This window comes from Arsenicitalea aurantiaca, from assembly GCF_003994485.1.
GTDB classification, from domain to species: domain Bacteria; phylum Pseudomonadota; class Alphaproteobacteria; order Rhizobiales; family Devosiaceae; genus Arsenicitalea; species Arsenicitalea aurantiaca.
In genome coordinates, this window is the sequence record NZ_RZNJ01000006.1 from 26,094 (window position 1) to 42,232 (window position 16,139).

A 16,139-nucleotide genomic window follows, 5' to 3' on the forward strand; every position below is an offset into this window, starting at 1 on the left:
CGATGAAAATCCTCATCCTGGGCGGGACAGGCGACGCGCGCGAGCTCGCCGACCGGCTGGTCGAGATGGGCCACGACGTCACCACGTCGCTGGCGGGCCGGACCGAGAACCCCGTCCTGCCCAAGGGGGCGATCCGCATCGGGGGCTTTGGGGGCGCCGATTTCCTCGCCGCCTTCCTTCGCGCCGAGGGCTTCGAGCGACTGGTGGACGCCACCCACCCCTATGCCGCGCGCATTTCGCGCAACGCCGTGACCGCGGCCGATGCCGCGGGCATCCCTCTCGTGCGGGTCGTGCGGCCGGGATGGGCGGAGCCCAAATACGCCTTCTGGCATCATCAGCCCGATTTCGAGACCGCCGCCGCCCGCCTGCCACGAGGGGCGCGCGCGCTCCTGACCATCGGGCATGCAGGCCTCGACCCGTTTCTTGCGCGGACCGACTGCACGTTTCTCGTTCGCTCGATCGAAGCGCCGGCGGAGTTGCTGCCGGCCAACGCCTGGTCGATCCTGTCGCGGCCGCCGCACTTCCTGCCCGAGGAAATCGCGCTGATGAAGGCCGAGAAGATCAGCCATCTCGTCACCAAGAATTCCGGGGGCGCGGCGACCGAGGCCAAGCTCAAGGCGGCGGAACATCTGCGCGTCGCGGTCTTCATGATCGCCCGGCCTGCGCTGCCCGAGGCGATCGAGGTTCAGAGCCTCGGCCGGGCGATCGCAGCGCTTCACCTGACCTCTCCCTGAGCCTTGGCTTTCTTGCCCCTGTTGCGCAGCACATGCGCGAACTCCGAATCGTAGAGCCGCGATTCCCGGAACGCGGTTTCCCCGAAGACATGCCCCACGAAGATGAGCGCCGTTCGCGTCAGCTTTTCGGCACGGACGCGGGCGCGCATTCCGGCGAGATCGGTGATGATCACCTGCTCGTCCGGCCACGTCGCCCGGTAGACGATGACGACCGGGCAGTCCGCCCCGTAATGGGGGGTCAGCGCCTCCTCGACATAGGCAAGGTTGCGGATCGAGAGATGGATGGCGAGGGTCGCCTTGCTCGCGCCCAGGACTTCGAGCCGCTCGCTCTCGGGCATGGAGGAGGCCTTGCCAGCGGTGCGGGTCAGGATCACCGTCTGGGCGATCTCGGGCAGAGTGAGCTCGGTTGCGAGCCGTGCCGCGGCGCCCGCGAAGGCTGGAACCCCCGGCACCACTTCATATCGGATCCCGAGCGCGTCAAGCCGGCGCATCTGTTCGGCAATCGCGCCATAAAGCGAGGGGTCGCCCGAATGCACCCGCGCAACGTCCTCGCCCCGTCCCTCGGCCGCTTCCATTTCGGCGACGATCTCGTCGAGATGCATGGGCGCCGTATCCCGGACGAGAGCCCCCTCGGGCGCCGATGCGACGATTTCGGCCGGAACGAGCGATCCGGCATAGAGGCAGACCGGGCACCGCTCGATCAGGCGTTGACCACGCAGGGTGATGAGATCGGGCGCGCCCGGCCCGGCGCCGATGAAGTAAACGGTCATGAGAGGAGTCCGGCCTTACGCGCATAGCCGCGCGGCGTGAACGCCACGGTGCGGCCATCGCCACGGGTGAAGGCCCGGGAGCTCGAAGCGCCGATGAGAACGATGGTCAGCATGTCTATGCTTTCAGGATCGAACCGGGAGAGCGTCGTCACCGTCACCATTTCGTCCGGCCGACCGAGACTGGAGGCGACGATCACCGGGGTTTCGGGCGGGCGATGGGCCATAAAGATAGACTTCGCCGCAATGATGAGATCGGTGCGTCTCTGCGACCGCGGGTTGTAGAAGGCGGTGACGAAATCGCTTGCTGCCGCGCCCTCGAGCCGTTTGAGGATGTCTTCCCGGGGGGTCAGCAGGTCCGATAGCGAGATCGCGCAGAAATCATGGCCAAGCAGCGCTCCAGCGGCTGCCGAAGCGGCCTGCAATGCGGAAATTCCCGGATGGCTTTCCACCGCCACGCGCCGCGCATCTTCGCTCAGCGCTCTTTCCCCTTGGGCCGAGAGCAACTCGAAGACGAGCGCCGCCATGGCATAGATCTGCGCGTCGCCCGAGCAGACGAGCGCGACGGTACGGCCCGTGGCGGCCAGTTCGATCGCATGACGCACGCGGACTTCCTCGTCGCCGAGCGGAAACCGATGTTCCTGCTGACCGGTCGCAAGGTCGGCGATGAGATCGAGATAGAGCCCATAGCCCACCCAGTCGCCCGACGCCTCGAGGGCCGCGACAGCCGCGGCGGTTCGGGTCTCGGGGGCGCCCGGACCGATGCCGACGATGTGCAGATACCCCGGCGCACGGCCGAGCGAGGCGGGATCGAGCGGTGCTTCGCTCAGCCCGATGGCACAGGTGGCGCGCGCTGATTTCCGCTTGGGCATGATGAGGCGACCAGCCTTCAGCGCCGCGGCCTCGGCGACGCCCGGCGTGCCGGTCTCCGCTTCGACGATTGCCGAGGGGTTCTCCAGCCGCTCGCGCTCGGCGGCGAGTTCGGCAGACGTGAAGAGCCTGAGCGGCACGCCGAAATGGCGCGCGGCAGCATGAAGCGCCGGTTCGTCGGCTTTCAAGGCAATGGTGCCGATCGCTGCAAGGCTCTTTGGGGACAGGCCGGCCTCGGCGAGCGTTGCTTCAAGAAGCGCGATCACTTCGTCTGCCCCGGCCCCGCGTTCGCAGCCCATGCCCGCAAGGAGCGTCGCGGGATGATAGACGAGCCCCTCGGCGTCCAGCCGTTCGGTGACGCTGACGGCCACCGCCCCATCGGGCGCGATCGGATAGCCGGCCTGGGCAAGCCAGGGCGCGTCGCCGGTGAGCGCGATCGTCTCGCCACCCAGAAGCGCGGCCATGGCCGGCTTGGCCGCAACGGGGTCGGCAATCCTGTATCCGGCCGGCGGTTCGTCGAGCCCGCGGGAAAACCGGCTGTCTGAGGCCGTGGTGAGGGCCGCACTGCCGCCGATCGTAGCCGCAATCTCCCGCGCCAGCCGGTTCGCGCCATGATGCCCGCCCAGGAGCGGCACGACATGGCCGCCGTCCTGGCTCACCGCAAGCACGGGCGGCTCGACCGTCTTGTCGGACAGGAGCGGCGCCAGGATGCGGATAAGGATGCCCGCGGCACAGACGCCGACGATCGGGCGCCCCGCCCCGAAAAGCCGGCGGATCTGGCCCGCCTCGCCCGCCAATACCTCGCCGCCAATCAGTTCGGCGATCCGCGCAGCGGTGTCGCGCCCGCTGCCTGCAAAGGTCAGGACGGCCGGCTTCATCGTCCCCATGCCTCGGCCCCGCGATAGGTCAGGATGGTCGAAAAATACGGGCGATCGGTGTGGGCGAAGGCGGCAAGCGGGGTGATCCGTTCCTTCCCCGTCGTCGCGTGCTCGACGATCATCGCGCCGCCCAGATGCCCGGTTTCCTCGAGAAGGGCGCGGATGCGGTCGAAATGCCGCCCGATCTTGATGAGCGCCGCCGCGTCGGTGGAGAGGAGTTCGGACCGGAGCACGGCATCGGGCAACGGCGCCGGCAGAACCTTCAGCATCTCGTTCCGTGCGGCAAGCGGCCGCCCGATCGCGGCGGCGCTCGCGGTCAGCGAGGTGACCCCCGGCACGATGCAGATTTCGGCCTCCCGGCCCACGCGATCGATCAGATACATCGCCGAGCCATAAAAGAGCGGATCACCTTCGCAGAGATAGGCGACATCGCGCCCGGCCCGCAAATGGAGAAGGATCGCCTGCGCGCCCTCGTTATAGGCGGTGCGGCCGATGGCGCGGTCTATGCTCATCGGCAGGGGGATCGGCACCCGCGCAGCGTCGGGGTTGAGATGGGGCGATGCGATTTCGAGAGCCAGCGCGGAATCCTCGCGCGGAGCGGGAAAGGCGATGACTTCGACGGCGCCGAGAATGCGTGCGGCCTTCAGCGTCAGAAGCTCGGGGTCGCCGGGGCCGACGCCCACGAGGTACAGGGTCCCGTTCATGGCTTTCTCGTTGAAAACTGGGTGACGGCCATGCGCGGACGCATGACGCGATGGGGACCGACCCGATCGAGAACCGAGACGTCGATGCGCACGAGGTCGCCGCCCAGTTCGGCCTGCCGCCGGCTGAGCTCGAGCTCCCCCTCGAGCGTCACGGCATTGGCAACGAGGCGCCCGCCTGGTCTCAAGGCATCCCACGCGCGTTCGAAGAGCGTCGGGTTGCCGACACCGCCCCCCACGAACACCGCATCGGGGCGATCTTGCCCCGCGAGCGTCTCGGGCAGATCGCCCGGGACGATCGTGAGGGCGGGCACGCCGAGAGCTGCAGCGTTACGGGCGATCATCGAAAGCCTTTCGGTCTCACGCTCGAAGGCAATGGCGCGGGTACCGGGCGCCGCCCGCATCCACTCGATGCCGATCGATCCGCATCCGGCGCCAAGATCCCAGAGGAGCGCGCCGGGATAGGGCGCAAGCCGGGCGAGCGTCGCCGCACGGACCTCGCGCTTGGTGAGTTGCCCATCCGAAATGAATGCACCGTCCGGCAGGCCGGGGATGGGCGGGAGAAGCGGCGCATCAGCGTCGGCGACGCAGTCGATGGCAAGGACGTAGAAATCGCCAATCTCGGCCTTGTCCCATTCCGTCGCACGCATGGCCTCGCGGCGCTCTCCCGGCCCACCGATTGCCTCGAGCGCAATCATCAGGCTTTGTCCATAGCCGCGGGCCAGGAGGAGGCAGGCGACAGCGCCCGCCGTAGCCGCATCGGCGGTGAGCGCCAGAATGCGATTGCCGGGAAGCACGTGCGGATGGAGCGCTTCCACCGGCCGGCCATGCAGCGAAAGCGTCGTCACGTTCTGCAGCGGCCAAACGAGCCGGGAGGCTGCCAATTGGTAGGCCGAGGGCGCAGGGAGGGTTTCGAACTCCTCGCTGCCATAGCGCGCGGAAAGGCTTGCTCCGATGCCGAACCAGAAAGGGTCGCCGGTAGCGAGCAGCACGGTGGGCATCCCGCGCCGGGCGTCGAGCACGCCGAGCATTTGCCCATAGGGACCGCTCCACGCGATCCGCTCCTGCCCCTCCGGCTGTGGAAGAGCGGACAGGAACCGCCGGCTTCCGATCAGGACCGGCGCCGCATCGATCCGGCGACGCGTTGCCTCGGGCAGGGTGTCGGATCCCCCCTCGCCCATGCCGATGATGGTGAGCCAGGCCGTCATCGCGCCATGCCCTTGGCAATGGCGTTGAGCGCCGCCGCCGCGATCGCCGAACCACCGCGCCTGCCCCGCACGGTAAGAAAAGGGATGGCCAATGCGTTCCGGGCAAGCAGCACCTTGCTTTCGGCGGCTCCGACGAAGCCGACCGGCGCCGCGATGATGGCAGCCGGATGCGGAGCCCCGGCTTCAAGCATTTCGAAAAGGTGGAAGAGCGCCGTCGGCGCATTGCCGATGAGGATGACGGCGCCCGCGAGCCGGTCGCGCCAGAGTTCGACCGCCGCGGCCGAACGGGTGGTGCCGAGTGCACGGGCAAGCTCGGGCACGCCATGGGCGTTGAGGGTCACGATCAGTTCGGCATCGCGCGGGAAGAGGCTGCGGATCAGCGCCGCACGCACCATCTCGCAATCGCAAAGCACCGGCGCGCCGGCCGCGAGCGCTGCCTGGGCGGCCCCGACGACGTCGGCCGTACCGAGGATGTCGGCGGCAAGATCGACCATGCCGCAGGCGTGGATCATGCGCACCGCAACAGGACGCAGCGCCTCGGGGAGATGGTCGAGCTCGGCCTCCTCCTCGATGGTCGCAAAGCTGCGCGCGTAGATTTCGGCGGCGTCCCGCAGATAGTCGATCATCGCTTGCGTTCGGCCCGGGCCAGCCGCCCGGGCACCTTCGGCAGGGTCACCGGCCCGAGCGGATGATCGGCGTGAGGATAGGGGTGGTGGTGATGATCGTGGACCACGCCCGGCGCGGCCTTACGATAAAGGAGCGCGTGATCGTCGTGATGGTGGTGATGGCCGTGGTGGTGATGGCCATGCGCATGGTCGTGCCCGTGATCGTGCGTATGGTGATGGCCATGCGGCTCATGGGCGTGGAGCGGGGACCAGGGCAGGCCATGGGCGATGCAGAAGGCCTCGTCGCGGCACGAGGCGTCGCAATCGCCCTTGCAGGGGCAGTTCTCGAGCCCGCCGCCCACGCCCTCGACGTGGTGGTGGTGGCTTTCCTGGGCGAGGCCGATCTCGGCCTCGAACCCCAGGACCTGTTCGCGATATTTGCACATCGCGCAGTTCATCAGGTTCTGCCCCTCGAGGATCTCGCGGGCCCGATCGATGAAGGTTTCGACAACGAGGGGGTGGTCGTTGAGATAGGGCGCCTTGAGGATCTCGATGTCCGGATAGCGCAGCTGTGCCTCGTCTGCAGCGTCGTAGATGCGGTTGACGAGAACCCCGGTGAACATGAAATAGGGGAAGACGACGATGCGCCGATACCCAAGCCGCACCGCATGATCGAGCGCGGGGGCGACGAGCGGAAAGGTGACACCCGAATAGGCGACCTCACCCCAGCCAAAGCCCATGCCCTCCCAGAGCATGCGCATGACCTTGGCGACGTTGGAGTTGGCGTCCGGATCCGACGCGCCGCGCCCCACCACCATCAGCAAGGTCTCGTGGCGCGGGACGTCCCCGGAAGCCCCGGCAATCGCTTCCTCGATGCGCTCGCCGGCCGCCCGGATCATCTTGAGGTCTACCCCGAGCTCGCGCCCATAGGTGATCTCGAAACCCGGATGGGTGGCCGCATAGGTGTTGAGGACCGAAGGGATGTCGTTCTTGGCGTGCCCTGCGGCAAAGAGCATGCCCGGCAGCGCCAGCACATGCCTCACCCCTGCCGCACGCAGCCGATCGAGGCCCTGATGGATGACGGGATTGGCAAATTCGAGATAGCCATATTCCACCGGCACACCGGGGAAGCGCGCGCGCAGCTGGTCGGCCAGCACGGCGAATTCACCGACGGCCCGCTGGTTGCGGCTGCCATGGCCGCACAGCATGATGCCGGTGCCCTCAGGCAGCGCCAAAGCGGGTTTCAGATCTGGGGTCATGGGGTCTCGCCTCTTTCTTTCGTAGAGGCAGAGTTCGCATCAAAGCCTGTCTGCAGCCCCGGATCTGGTCCCCGATTTGGGTCGACCGCACCGGATCCTGTTTCAGTCCCTTTTGTGGAACGCTGCGCTTGCTCAAGCTTCTAGGGGGTCGCGCAGGGAGGGTCAATGCGTTGACGCGCCGACCCTCGCCCAGATGCCAATGCTTTTGAAAATGAGTTGCAAATACAGCGACTTGCTTCGACGGGCGTTCCACGCTATGGCCTTCGGATGCGAACGGGCGGCGCAGTGCCGGCCCGAACCGAGCCCCTCCGATGAAAGCCGAGATCCCCCTAACCACCCGCATCGCGGTGGGCAGCCTATTGATCGGCGTGCTCGTGCTGGCGCTCAAGGGGCTTGCCGCCTGGTGGACCGGCTCGATCGCGCTCTACTCGGATGCGCTCGAAAGCGTCGTCAACATCGCCACCGCGCTCGCCGCCCTCGTCGCCGTCAGGCTCGCCGCGCGGCCGGCTGACGCCACCCTGCCCTATGGCTACCACAAGGCCGAGTATTTCTCGGCCGTCATCATCGGGGTCTTCATCGGCGTTGCGGCGCTCCTCATCTTCCGCGAGGCCTATCTTGGCTACTTCCATCCGCGGCCGATCGAACTTACGCCCGCCGCCATTGCGGTCAGCATCTTCGCCACGGTGATCAACGCGGTCTGGGCCGGCTATCTCGTGCGCGCGGGCCGCAAGGCCCGGTCCCCCGCCCTCGTCGCGGACGGGCGGCACCTCTTTACCGACGTCTTCTCGACCGGCGCAGTTCTTCTGGGCGTGCTTCTGGTGGCGGTTACGGGTTGGGCGCGGCTCGATGCGGTGCTGGCCGCGCTCGTGGGCTGCACCATCCTCTGGTCGGGCTGGCTGCTCGTCAGGCAGAGTGTCATCGGGCTCATGGATGTCGCCGTCGATCCGGGGCAGCTGGCCCGGATCCGCGAGCTCATCGCCGCCAATGCCGAGGGCGCGATCGAAGCCCACGACATCCGCACACGCCAGGCGGGCAAGGCGACCTTCATCGATTTTCACCTCGTCGTGCCCGGCACGATGAGCGTCGCTGAAGCCCATGTCATCTGCGACGGCATCGAGCACAAGCTCCGTGAAGCAGTGCCCGACAGCCAGATCACCATTCACGTTGAGCCCGAGAACAAGGCCAAGCATTCGGGCATCGTCGTGCTCTAGCCTGCCCGGCCTAGTGCTCGGCCCGGCACTCCTCATGGTCCGACAGCACCTGGAGGATGCGGCAGTCAGCGACCGTGCCATGCGCGCAGCTTTCGAGCATGGACGCCAGTTCGGTCCGCAAGGCGATCAGCTTGGCAAGGCGCTCGTCAACTTCCTTGAGACGCGCTTCGACCAGCGCATCGAGATCCTCGCAGGGCGCATCGCGATGATTGGCGATACGCAGCATCGATTTCAACGATTCCATCGAAAATCCCATCGCCCGCGCGTGGGCGATGAAGCGCAGCCGGTCGAGCGCATCGCTGTCGTAGCGCCGCTGGTTGCCGGCGGTGCGCCCAGTCGGCGCGATCAGTTCGATCTCCTCGTAATAGCGGATCGTGGGCACCTTTACCCCCGATCGTGTGGCGAGGTCGCCGATCGAATAATTGGTCATTTTGCCCCTTGAACCTCTAGTGGCTAGAGGAATTATCTGTGGTGCCCGGGACGGAATCGCAAGGGCAAGACGATGAGCGCAGGGTGCGGACACGAGCACAGCTTCGATGGCATGGACGATGCGTACAAGCGCCGGCTGGTCATCGTCACAATCCTCAACCTCCTGGGCTTTGCCATCGAGATGAGCGCCGGCGCTCTGTCGGGCAGTCAGGCGCTGAAGGCCGATGCGCTCGATTTCCTCGCCGATGGCGCGACCTATGCGCTCTCGCTCTGGGCCATCGGCAGGCCGCTGCAGGTGCGGGCCGGCGCCGCCTTCGCCAAGGGCCTCAGCCTCGTTGCCATCGGGCTCTGGATCGCGGGTTCGACGCTCTATCAGGTGTTCTACATGGGCATGCCGGAACCTCATGTGATGAGCATTGTGGGGCTGATCGCGCTCGGCATCAATTTCGTCTCGGTCTGGCTGCTGATGGCCTACAAGGATGGCGACGCCAATGTGCGCTCGGTCTGGCTCTGCTCGCGCAACGACATGATCGGCAATATCGCTGTGGTCGGGGCGGCGGGCGCCGTGGCGGTGCTCGGAAATGGCGCGCCCGACCTCATCGTCGCCTTCATCATGTCGGCGCTGTTCCTCAGTTCCGCGGGCCAGATCCTCCGGCAGTCGGCGACGGAATGGCAACGGGCGCGTTCGGGCGAGGCCGTGACCCACGATCACGAGCACGACCACGGGCATTCGCACTGAGCCTCTTGCGGGCCGCCCTCGATCGGCTCAGACTCCAACTATGCCGATGCTGCTCATCCTGATTGCCAGTCTCCTCACCGCCCTGCCCGCCCTGGCGCAGGAACGCTATGACAATGCCCGCTTCGGCTATGGGGTCAGCGTGCCCTCCGGCTTTGCCATGGTCTCGGAAGGCCAGAACGGCGACGGGCGCGTCTATCGCTCGCAGGATGGCCGGATCGAACTCATCGTCTGGGGCAATCGGCTGCTCGCGGATTTCGAAACCGAGCTCGCCGAGCGCATCGGGGCCGACAGTGCGGAAGGCGTCGTCTTCGACAGCCGCATCGAAACCCCGGGCTGGGCCATGTGGTCGGGCACGCGGGCCGGCCATGTCATCGTCCAGCGCACCATTCTCGCCTGCGGCGGCGAGGCCGCGGCCCATCTGCGCCTACAATATGGCGTCGCCGACCGAGCGCGTTTGGACAGTCTTGCCGAGACGACGGCCCGGTCGCTCGTCGCCCCGGGCCCATGCCTCTAAGGCTGAACTTCTAAAACTCGATGCCCTTCTGCGCCTTCACGCCGGCGCGGAAGGGGTGCTTGATCTCGGTCATTTCGGTGACGAGATCGGCCAATTCGATCAATTCGTCCTTGGCGTTGCGGCCGGTGACGATCACATGGGTGTCGCGCGGCTTGTTGCGCAGCATCTCCAGCACTTCCTCGAGCGGAAGGTAATCATAGCGCAGGCAGATGTTGAGCTCGTCCAGCAGCACCATGCCGAAGCTCTCGTCGGCGATCATCGCCTTGGCCTGGTCCCAGGCGGCTCGCGCGGCGGCGAGGTCGCGCTGCCGGTCCTGGGTGTCCCAGGTGAACCCCTCGCCCATGGCGCGGATGGTCACCTGGTCGCCGAATTTTTCGAGCACGTCGCGCTCGCCCGTGCCCCAGGCGCCCTTGACGAACTGCACGACCCCCACCTTCATCCCATGCCCGATGGCGCGGAACACCATGCCGAAGGCCGCGGTCGACTTGCCCTTGCCCTTGCCGGTATGGACGATCACGAGCCCTCGCTCCTCGGTCTTGGTGGCGAGGATGCGGTTGCGGGCTTCCTTCTTCTTGCGCATCTTTTCGGCGTGGTAGGCGTCGCGCTCGGCCTCGGTCATCAGATCGGTCTTTTTGGGCGCGCGTTCGGTCATTGCGGGGTCTCCTCCAAGAGAGCGTAGGCGGAATTGGCGCGCGGGGTCCAGAAGCCGCGCACGATCGCCTCGCGGAATTTGGCCAGCATCTCGTCATGACCGAACCGGTTGTGGTCGGCGATGAAGGCGCGCGTCTCGGCATCTAGGACGAACGCCTCGAAAGCCAGATCGAAATGATGGGTTTTCACTGCGCCGGTCGTCGCGGCAAAGGCGAACATGTAGTCGAGCGTCGCGATGATCTCGAAGGCGCCCTTATAGCCATGGCGTTTGACGCCGGCGATCCATTTGGGATTGACCACCCGCGAGCGCATGACGCGCGAGATCTCCTCCTCGAGCGTGCGCGTCAGCGGCCGTTCGGGGCGGGAATGATCGTTGTGATAGGCAGAGGGGCGGGTGCCCGACAGCGTCTCGGCGGTTGCCACGAGCCCGCCCTCGAACTGGTAGTAATCGTCTGAATCGAGCAGGTCGTGCTCGCGATTGTCCTGGTTGTGGACCACGGCCTCGATGGCCCCGAGCCGCGCGGCGAACCGTTCGCGCGCTGGAACGCCCGTGGCCTGCGCGCCATAGGCGTATTGCCCCCAGTTGAGGAAGGCTTCTGCGAGGTCGGATTTCTCCGCCCATTTGCCGGTGTCGATCAATCCCTGCAGCCCCGCGCCATAAGCGCCGGGCTTGGAGCCGAAGATGCGGTGGCCGGCCGACAACGCGGCTTCGGCCTCGCTCGCGCCGGCCTTCATCAGCCCCAGCGCGTCGATGCGCATACGGGCGGCGATGGGGTTCTGGTCCTCGGGCTCGTCCAGTGCGCCGATGGCGCGAATCGCCCGGTCGAAGAGCGCGATCTGGGCCGGGAAGGCATCGCGGAAAAAGCCCGATATCCTGAGCGTCACGTCGACCCGCGGCCGGCCGAGCCGGGCGAGCGGGATGATCTCGTAGCCCGATACCCGCAGCGAGGCCCCGTCCCAGACCGGCCTTGCACCGATCAGCGCGAGCGCCTGGGCGATGTCGTCCCCGCCCGTCCGCATATTGGCTGTGCCCCAGACCGAGAGCGCCAGCGCCGAAAGCGAGGTCCCGTGCTCCTGGAAATGGCGGACAAGGAGGTTCTCGGCCGATTTCCGCCCCAGCTCCCAGGCCGTCGGGGTTGGCACGGCGCGATTATCGATTGAATAGAAATTGCGGCCCGTCGGCAGCACGTCGAGCCGCCCACGGCTCGGCGCGCCCGAAGGTCCGGGGCGCACAAATTTGCCGTCGAGCCCGTCGAGCAGCGCCGCGATTTCCGCGGGGCCGGAAGCGGCAAGGCGCGGGCGGATGGTTTTCTCGACCGTTTCCATCACCGCCGAAGTTGCGGTCCAGGCCGGATCGAGGGGGGCGCCCTCGACCAGCTTTGCAGCGAGCGCTTCGAGCGCTTCGACCACGTCGCCCACCGTGCGCCACGGAGTCTCGCCCGCCTGCGGCCCGGTCCAGGGATCGCCGAGACGGGCGGCCAGCGGGTCGAAACCGAGCTTCATATCGTCCGCGAGCGCCCTTATCAGCGAGGCATCGCCCGGCTGGTCCGAACCGCGCGGCACCCGGGCGAGTGCGACGACGAGGTCGCGTTCGAGCGCGCCGGCCGGCGACTGCCCGAAAACGTGAAGACCATCGCGGATCTGGGCTTCCTTCAACTCGCAGAGGAAATTGTCGAGGGCGACCAGCGCCGCGTCCCCGTCGGCACCCAATGCGACGTCACGATCGAGCTGCGCATCGCGCGCGAAATCGAGGATCCGCCGGCGCAGATCCTCGAGCCGGCGCCGGTCCATGCCCGAAGCCGCATAATATTCGTCGAGCAGGGCTTCGAGGTCCTTGAGTGGCCCATAGGTTTCTGCCCGGGTCAGCGGGGGCACGAGGTGATCGATGATCACCGCGCCGGTCCGCCGCTTGGCCTGGCTGCCCTCACCAGGATCGTTGACGATGAAGGGATAGAGATGGGGCAAATGCCCCCAGAGCGCATCGGGGAAATCGCCCTCCGCCAGCGCCGTCGCCTTCCCCGGCAGCCATTCGAGATTGCCGTGCTTGCCGTTATGAATGAGCGCATGGGCGCCGAATTCGTGGCGCAGCCAGAGATAGGCCGCGCAATAGGCGTGCGGCGGCACGAGATCGGGATCGTGGTAATTGGCCGCATCGTCGCGCTCATAACCCCGCGCGGGCTGGAGGAGGATGGCGATATTGCCCAGCAGCAGCACCGGCAGGTGAAAGACGCCATCGCGCATGAAGGGATCGGCTTCGGGGCTCCCCCAGTGCGCGGTGATCCGCTCCCGGGCGCTCGCCGGCAGGGTCGCAAAAAGCGCCTGATATCGAGACAGGGACAGCCGCGCGGGGCTCTCGCCGCGATCGGGCCTTGCGTTGGTCGGGCCGGCCTGTAGCGCTTCCACCAGCGCATTGCCCGAGGCCGGGCACCCTTCGACCGCGTAGCCGGCCGCCTCCAACGCTCTAAGAATCTCGATGGTCGATTGCGGCGCGTCATAGCCGACGCCATTGGCGATGCGCCCGTCACGGATGGGATAGTTGGCGAGCACCACCCCGATTCGACGCTCGTCCCGCGGCGTCTCGCGCAGCCCCATCCAGTTGGCGGCGAGCGTGGCGGCCCGCTCGATGCCGGAGGGATCGGGGGCATAGGTGCTGAGCGGGCATTGGGTGCGCGCGTGCCATACGCTCTCGGCCTTGTGCCCGACGATCACCATGCCGATCCGCCCGTCCATCTCGGGCAGCACCAGCTGCATGGCGAGGTCCTTGGGCGAGAGGCCCTGGGGGTCGGCGGACCACGCTTTTTCGGGGCGGCCGGACTGGAGGAGCTGGATGACGGGGGCGTCGATGCCGGCGAAGGGGTTGCGGGCGTCGGGGAGGCCATCGAGCCCGAGCGCGAAGCCGGTGAGGTTGAGGATGACGGAGGGCGGTTCGGCCGTGAAATGGGCTTTGAGGAAGCCGACGCAGTCGGGCTCCTTGAGGGACGAGACCATAATCGGCAATGGTTTCAAACCCTTGGCGGAGAGAGCGGCGACCAGCGCCTCGATGGTTGCGGTGCCGGCGCCTTCGAGCGCGGCGCGGTAAAAGAGGATCGGGACGGCCGGGCCGGGGGCGCTTCGGGGCGCTCCGAGCCCGGTTTCGGGGTGCCAGTGACCGACGCGGGGGAAGGGTCTCGGCGCAAAATCCACCCCCGAAAGTGACGTATCCGAGCCTGCAAATTTGCTCAGAATTAGAAGAATTGCATCGAAATTATCAGGCCCGCCGGCAACGAAGAGGGCGTGGAGCCGATCCCAATCCTCGGCGGGGATGGTGGAGCGGTCGCGCAGCACCGGATCGGGGGTCGCATCGCCGGGCAGGAGGACAAGATCGATGGTGCCTGAAAGCGCGAGCGCGGTCAGCTCGTCGACCCCGTACTGGAAGTAGGACGGGCCACCCAGAAGCCGGAGGACGACGAGGCGCGCGTGCCGGACGGTCTTTTCGATCCAGAGATCGACCGAGAGATTGTGCGCGAGCCGCAGGGTGCTTGCGAGCCGCAGTTCGGTTTCGCCGGCGCGGTCGGCGGCGGCGGCGAGCATGGAGAGTTCGCTGTCGGCGGCCGAGGCAAAGAGGATCCTGCCGGGGGTCTGATCGAGATCGACCGCCTCGCCCTCCTGCTGGATCGCGCCGGCCTGGGCCGAGAGCAGGTGCATCAGCGCCTCGCCGCGAAGCGTTCGCCGAGCGCCGCGCAGATGAGGGCGGCGAGCGCGCTGACCGAGAGGATCACCGCCTGCAGCCCGCGCAGGTTGGCGACCCCGATGCTGGTGAGGTCGATCCCCGCGATCAGGACCGAAACCAGAAGCGCGGCGCCGGCGCCGAAGGCCGGGGCCAGCACGAGCCGGAGGGGCACGCTTGCGACCAGCCGGCGGGCGAAAAGGCTGAGCCCGCCCGCGATCGCGGCCGGCAACAGGCCGAGCAGATAGCAAAAGAAGAGGAAGATCGGCCCCACGGCGATCGCGGCCACAACCATCTCCTCGATGGGAATGAAATTGCCCGCCAGCATGTCGAGGAACCCATACCAGCCAAGGACGAGCACGCCCCCGAGCACCGGCCCGAGGACGAGGAAGATCAGCATGGACAAAAGATCATTGCGCGTCATGGCTGGCCTTTGCGTGAAAGGACGGCGGGCACCGAAGGCTCGGCCGCCCACCGGTCGGTTCAGGCCGCCGCTTGCTCGAGGCAGCGGGTGATCGCGATCCTGTCGAGCGGGCTCTGCCCGATGACGACGAGCGCCGTCTCGCGCGCCTCGTCCGCTTCCCACGGCCGATCGAACCAGGCGGTGACGCGCGGGCCGACGGCCTGGATGGCGAGGCGGCTCGGGGAACCCGGCAGCGCCGCAAAGCCCTTGAGGCGGAGGATATCGTGCGTGCCGATCGCCGTGCCGATCGCCTCGAGCAGCGCGTCCCTGCCCTTTATCGAGGGCAAATGCAGCGAGAAGCTGTCGAAATCGTCATGCTCGTGGGTCTCCCCGCCGTGCTCGGCCTCGTGATGGCTCTGCCGGCCCTCGAGATCGCTCTCCGAGCCGATGCCGAGCCCGAGCAGCGCCTTGACATCGACCTGACCATTGGCGGCCCGCACGAGCCCGGTGCCCTGGCGCATTTCCTCGCGGATGCGGGCTTCGACGCCGGCGAGCGCTTCGGGAGAAACGAGATCTGTCTTGTTGAGGATGATGAGGTCGGCGGCGATGAGCTGGTCCTCGAAGAGTTCGCCCAGCGGGGTTTCGTGGTCGAGCATCTCATCGGCGGCGCGCTGCTCTGCGAGCGCCGCTTCGTTGGAGGCGAACCGCCCTTCGGAAAGAGCTGCCGCATCGACCATGGTGACGACGCCATCGACCGTCATTTCGGCCTTGATCTCGGGCCAGTTGAAGGCGCGGATCAGGGGCTGGGGCAGCGCGAGGCCCGAGGTTTCGACCACGATGTGGTCGGGGCGGTCGGTGCGCGCGAGCAGCGCCTTCATGGTGGGGATGAAATCATCGGCCACGGTGCAGCAGATGCAGCCATTGGCCAGTTCGATCATGTCCTCTTCCCGGCAGGTCTCGTCCCCGCAGCCGGCGAGGATGGACTTGTCCACCCCGATGTCGCCGAACTCGTTGATGATGAGCGCAATGCGCTTGCCGCCGGCATTGGCGAGCAGGTGACGCACGAGCGTCGTCTTGCCCGCGCCGAGAAAGCCGGTGATGACGGTGACTGGGATCTTGGTGTTCTGGGCGATCATGGGCGCGGCCCGACCGCCAAGGCGAAAGCCTCGGTCTTCATGTGCGCAAACCCTCCGTAAGCGCCGATGGGAATGGGCGCGATGCGCCCGGCTCAGTCTTGCCGGCAGGTCTCCTGGCTCGCGGCGTTCTGTTCGCCCGCGCCGCCTTCCCGGCCGGAAGCCAGTGGCATGAGGCGCGAACTCGCCGCTTACAGTTGCGGGGGCAGCCACGGATTTGGTCCCTGATGGGTACGCCGCACCGTGTTCCCTTTTGATCCCCCGGAGCCTTCGCGCACGGGGAAACCGACCTCCGTGGTCTTGCACGGGCGGGCCGGGGCGTCAATGCGTG

The 16,139-nt window shown here is 67.1% G+C and carries 15 protein-coding genes and 1 riboswitch; of the genes, 4 read left to right on the top strand and 11 right to left on the bottom strand.

Going from position 1 to position 16,139, the window contains the following annotated elements; translation table 11 throughout:
- Positions 1 to 2: 2 nt before the first annotated feature.
- Positions 3 to 734 (top strand): cobalt-precorrin-6A reductase, encoded by a 732-nt coding sequence (locus EMQ25_RS15425; protein WP_127189503.1) that lies wholly within the window; start codon positions 3 to 5, stop codon positions 732 to 734.
- On the opposite strand, the gene cobM is transcribed toward EMQ25_RS15425, so the two are convergent.
- From cobM to EMQ25_RS15455, 6 genes are read right to left on the bottom strand one after another with little or no spacing between them, the layout of a single operon-like run.
- The gene (cobM, locus tag EMQ25_RS15430) at positions 716 to 1,504 is read right to left on the bottom strand and encodes a precorrin-4 C(11)-methyltransferase (RefSeq protein WP_127189504.1); all 789 of its coding nucleotides are present in this window, start codon (positions 1,502 to 1,504) and stop codon (positions 716 to 718) included. The two genes, EMQ25_RS15425 and cobM, sit on opposite strands and share 19 nt — an antisense overlap.
- Positions 1,501 to 3,258, bottom strand: a complete 1,758-nt coding sequence (cobJ, locus tag EMQ25_RS15435) for a precorrin-3B C(17)-methyltransferase (protein ID WP_204570053.1) — start codon at positions 3,256 to 3,258, stop codon at positions 1,501 to 1,503. The genes cobM and cobJ overlap by 4 nt, the downstream gene beginning before the upstream one ends.
- Positions 3,246 to 3,953: a precorrin-2 C(20)-methyltransferase gene (gene cobI, locus EMQ25_RS15440; protein ID WP_127189505.1), complete on the bottom strand. Its 708-nt coding sequence runs from the start codon at positions 3,951 to 3,953 to the stop codon at positions 3,246 to 3,248. Before cobI ends, cobJ begins: the two co-directional genes overlap by 13 nt.
- Positions 3,950 to 5,158, bottom strand: a complete 1,209-nt coding sequence (cbiE, locus tag EMQ25_RS15445) for a precorrin-6y C5,15-methyltransferase (decarboxylating) subunit CbiE (protein WP_127189506.1) — start codon at positions 5,156 to 5,158, stop codon at positions 3,950 to 3,952. Before cbiE ends, cobI begins: the two co-directional genes overlap by 4 nt.
- A complete protein-coding gene (locus EMQ25_RS15450; protein WP_127189507.1) occupies positions 5,155 to 5,784 on the bottom strand; it encodes a precorrin-8X methylmutase in 630 nt (209 codons plus the stop codon). The genes cbiE and EMQ25_RS15450 overlap by 4 nt, the downstream gene beginning before the upstream one ends.
- Positions 5,781 to 7,022 (bottom strand): sirohydrochlorin chelatase, encoded by a 1,242-nt coding sequence (locus EMQ25_RS15455; RefSeq protein WP_192895681.1) that lies wholly within the window; start codon positions 7,020 to 7,022, stop codon positions 5,781 to 5,783. Before EMQ25_RS15455 ends, EMQ25_RS15450 begins: the two co-directional genes overlap by 4 nt.
- A 311-nt stretch (positions 7,023 to 7,333) precedes the next feature.
- Between EMQ25_RS15455 and EMQ25_RS15460 the strand changes: the two genes are divergently transcribed.
- Positions 7,334 to 8,233, top strand: coding sequence for a cation diffusion facilitator family transporter (locus EMQ25_RS15460; RefSeq protein WP_127189508.1), 900 nt, complete (start codon positions 7,334 to 7,336; stop codon positions 8,231 to 8,233).
- Between the two features lie 10 nt (positions 8,234 to 8,243).
- Here the strand turns inward: EMQ25_RS15460 and EMQ25_RS15465 are convergent, their stop codons facing one another.
- The gene (locus EMQ25_RS15465; protein WP_127189509.1) at positions 8,244 to 8,663 is read right to left on the bottom strand and encodes a MerR family transcriptional regulator; all 420 of its coding nucleotides are present in this window, start codon (positions 8,661 to 8,663) and stop codon (positions 8,244 to 8,246) included.
- A 72-nt stretch (positions 8,664 to 8,735) separates the two neighbouring features.
- Between EMQ25_RS15465 and EMQ25_RS15470 the strand changes: the two genes are divergently transcribed.
- Entirely contained in the window at positions 8,736 to 9,401 is a 666-nt protein-coding gene (locus EMQ25_RS15470) for a cation efflux transmembrane domain-containing protein (RefSeq protein WP_127189510.1), read from the top strand.
- Positions 9,402 to 9,441: 40 nt separating this feature from the next.
- A complete protein-coding gene (locus EMQ25_RS15475; RefSeq protein WP_127189511.1) occupies positions 9,442 to 9,915 on the top strand; it encodes a hypothetical protein in 474 nt (157 codons plus the stop codon).
- A gap of 10 nt (positions 9,916 to 9,925) precedes the next feature.
- On the opposite strand, the gene cobO is transcribed toward EMQ25_RS15475, so the two are convergent.
- From cobO to cobW, 4 genes are read right to left on the bottom strand one after another with little or no spacing between them, the layout of a single operon-like run.
- The gene (gene cobO / locus EMQ25_RS15480; protein ID WP_127189512.1) at positions 9,926 to 10,567 is read right to left on the bottom strand and encodes a cob(I)yrinic acid a,c-diamide adenosyltransferase; all 642 of its coding nucleotides are present in this window, start codon (positions 10,565 to 10,567) and stop codon (positions 9,926 to 9,928) included.
- Positions 10,564 to 14,250: a cobaltochelatase subunit CobN gene (cobN, locus tag EMQ25_RS15485; protein ID WP_127189513.1), complete on the bottom strand. Its 3,687-nt coding sequence runs from the start codon at positions 14,248 to 14,250 to the stop codon at positions 10,564 to 10,566. Before cobN ends, cobO begins: the two co-directional genes overlap by 4 nt.
- Complete coding sequence (locus tag EMQ25_RS15490; RefSeq protein WP_127189514.1) at positions 14,250 to 14,696, bottom strand: hypothetical protein; 447 nt, start codon at positions 14,694 to 14,696, stop codon at positions 14,250 to 14,252. Before EMQ25_RS15490 ends, cobN begins: the two co-directional genes overlap by 1 nt.
- A gap of 59 nt (positions 14,697 to 14,755) precedes the next feature.
- Positions 14,756 to 15,811, bottom strand: coding sequence for a cobalamin biosynthesis protein CobW (gene cobW, locus EMQ25_RS15495; RefSeq protein ID WP_127189515.1), 1,056 nt, complete (start codon positions 15,809 to 15,811; stop codon positions 14,756 to 14,758).
- An 86-nt stretch (positions 15,812 to 15,897) separates the two neighbouring features.
- Positions 15,898 to 16,113: riboswitch (cobalamin riboswitch) on the bottom strand.
- Positions 16,114 to 16,139: the final 26 nt, after the last annotated feature.

What these genes read in the sequence shown, in the direction of transcription:
- cobJ (WP_204570053.1), bottom strand. Translation starts at nt 3,258, where the DNA reads ATGGGGACGATGAAGCCGGCCGTCCTGACCTTTGCAGGCAGCGGGCGC.
- cobM (WP_127189504.1), bottom strand. Translation starts at nt 1,504, where the DNA reads ATGACCGTTTACTTCATCGGCGCCGGGCCGGGCGCGCCCGATCTCATC.
- cobW (WP_127189515.1), bottom strand. Translation starts at nt 15,811, where the DNA reads ATGATCGCCCAGAACACCAAGATCCCAGTCACCGTCATCACCGGCTTT.
- cbiE (WP_127189506.1), bottom strand. Translation starts at nt 5,158, where the DNA reads ATGACGGCCTGGCTCACCATCATCGGCATGGGCGAGGGGGGATCCGAC.
- EMQ25_RS15475 (WP_127189511.1), top strand. Translation starts at nt 9,442, where the DNA reads ATGCCGATGCTGCTCATCCTGATTGCCAGTCTCCTCACCGCCCTGCCC.
- cobO (WP_127189512.1), bottom strand. Translation starts at nt 10,567, where the DNA reads ATGACCGAACGCGCGCCCAAAAAGACCGATCTGATGACCGAGGCCGAG.
- EMQ25_RS15460 (WP_127189508.1), top strand. Translation starts at nt 7,334, where the DNA reads ATGAAAGCCGAGATCCCCCTAACCACCCGCATCGCGGTGGGCAGCCTA.
- EMQ25_RS15425 (WP_127189503.1), top strand. Translation starts at nt 3, where the DNA reads ATGAAAATCCTCATCCTGGGCGGGACAGGCGACGCGCGCGAGCTCGCC.
- EMQ25_RS15455 (WP_192895681.1), bottom strand. Translation starts at nt 7,022, where the DNA reads ATGACCCCAGATCTGAAACCCGCTTTGGCGCTGCCTGAGGGCACCGGC.
- EMQ25_RS15465 (WP_127189509.1), bottom strand. Translation starts at nt 8,663, where the DNA reads ATGACCAATTATTCGATCGGCGACCTCGCCACACGATCGGGGGTAAAG.
- EMQ25_RS15470 (WP_127189510.1), top strand. Translation starts at nt 8,736, where the DNA reads ATGAGCGCAGGGTGCGGACACGAGCACAGCTTCGATGGCATGGACGAT.
- cobI (WP_127189505.1), bottom strand. Translation starts at nt 3,953, where the DNA reads ATGAACGGGACCCTGTACCTCGTGGGCGTCGGCCCCGGCGACCCCGAG.
- cobN (WP_127189513.1), bottom strand. Translation starts at nt 14,250, where the DNA reads ATGCACCTGCTCTCGGCCCAGGCCGGCGCGATCCAGCAGGAGGGCGAG.
- EMQ25_RS15490 (WP_127189514.1), bottom strand. Translation starts at nt 14,696, where the DNA reads ATGACGCGCAATGATCTTTTGTCCATGCTGATCTTCCTCGTCCTCGGG.
- EMQ25_RS15450 (WP_127189507.1), bottom strand. Translation starts at nt 5,784, where the DNA reads ATGATCGACTATCTGCGGGACGCCGCCGAAATCTACGCGCGCAGCTTT.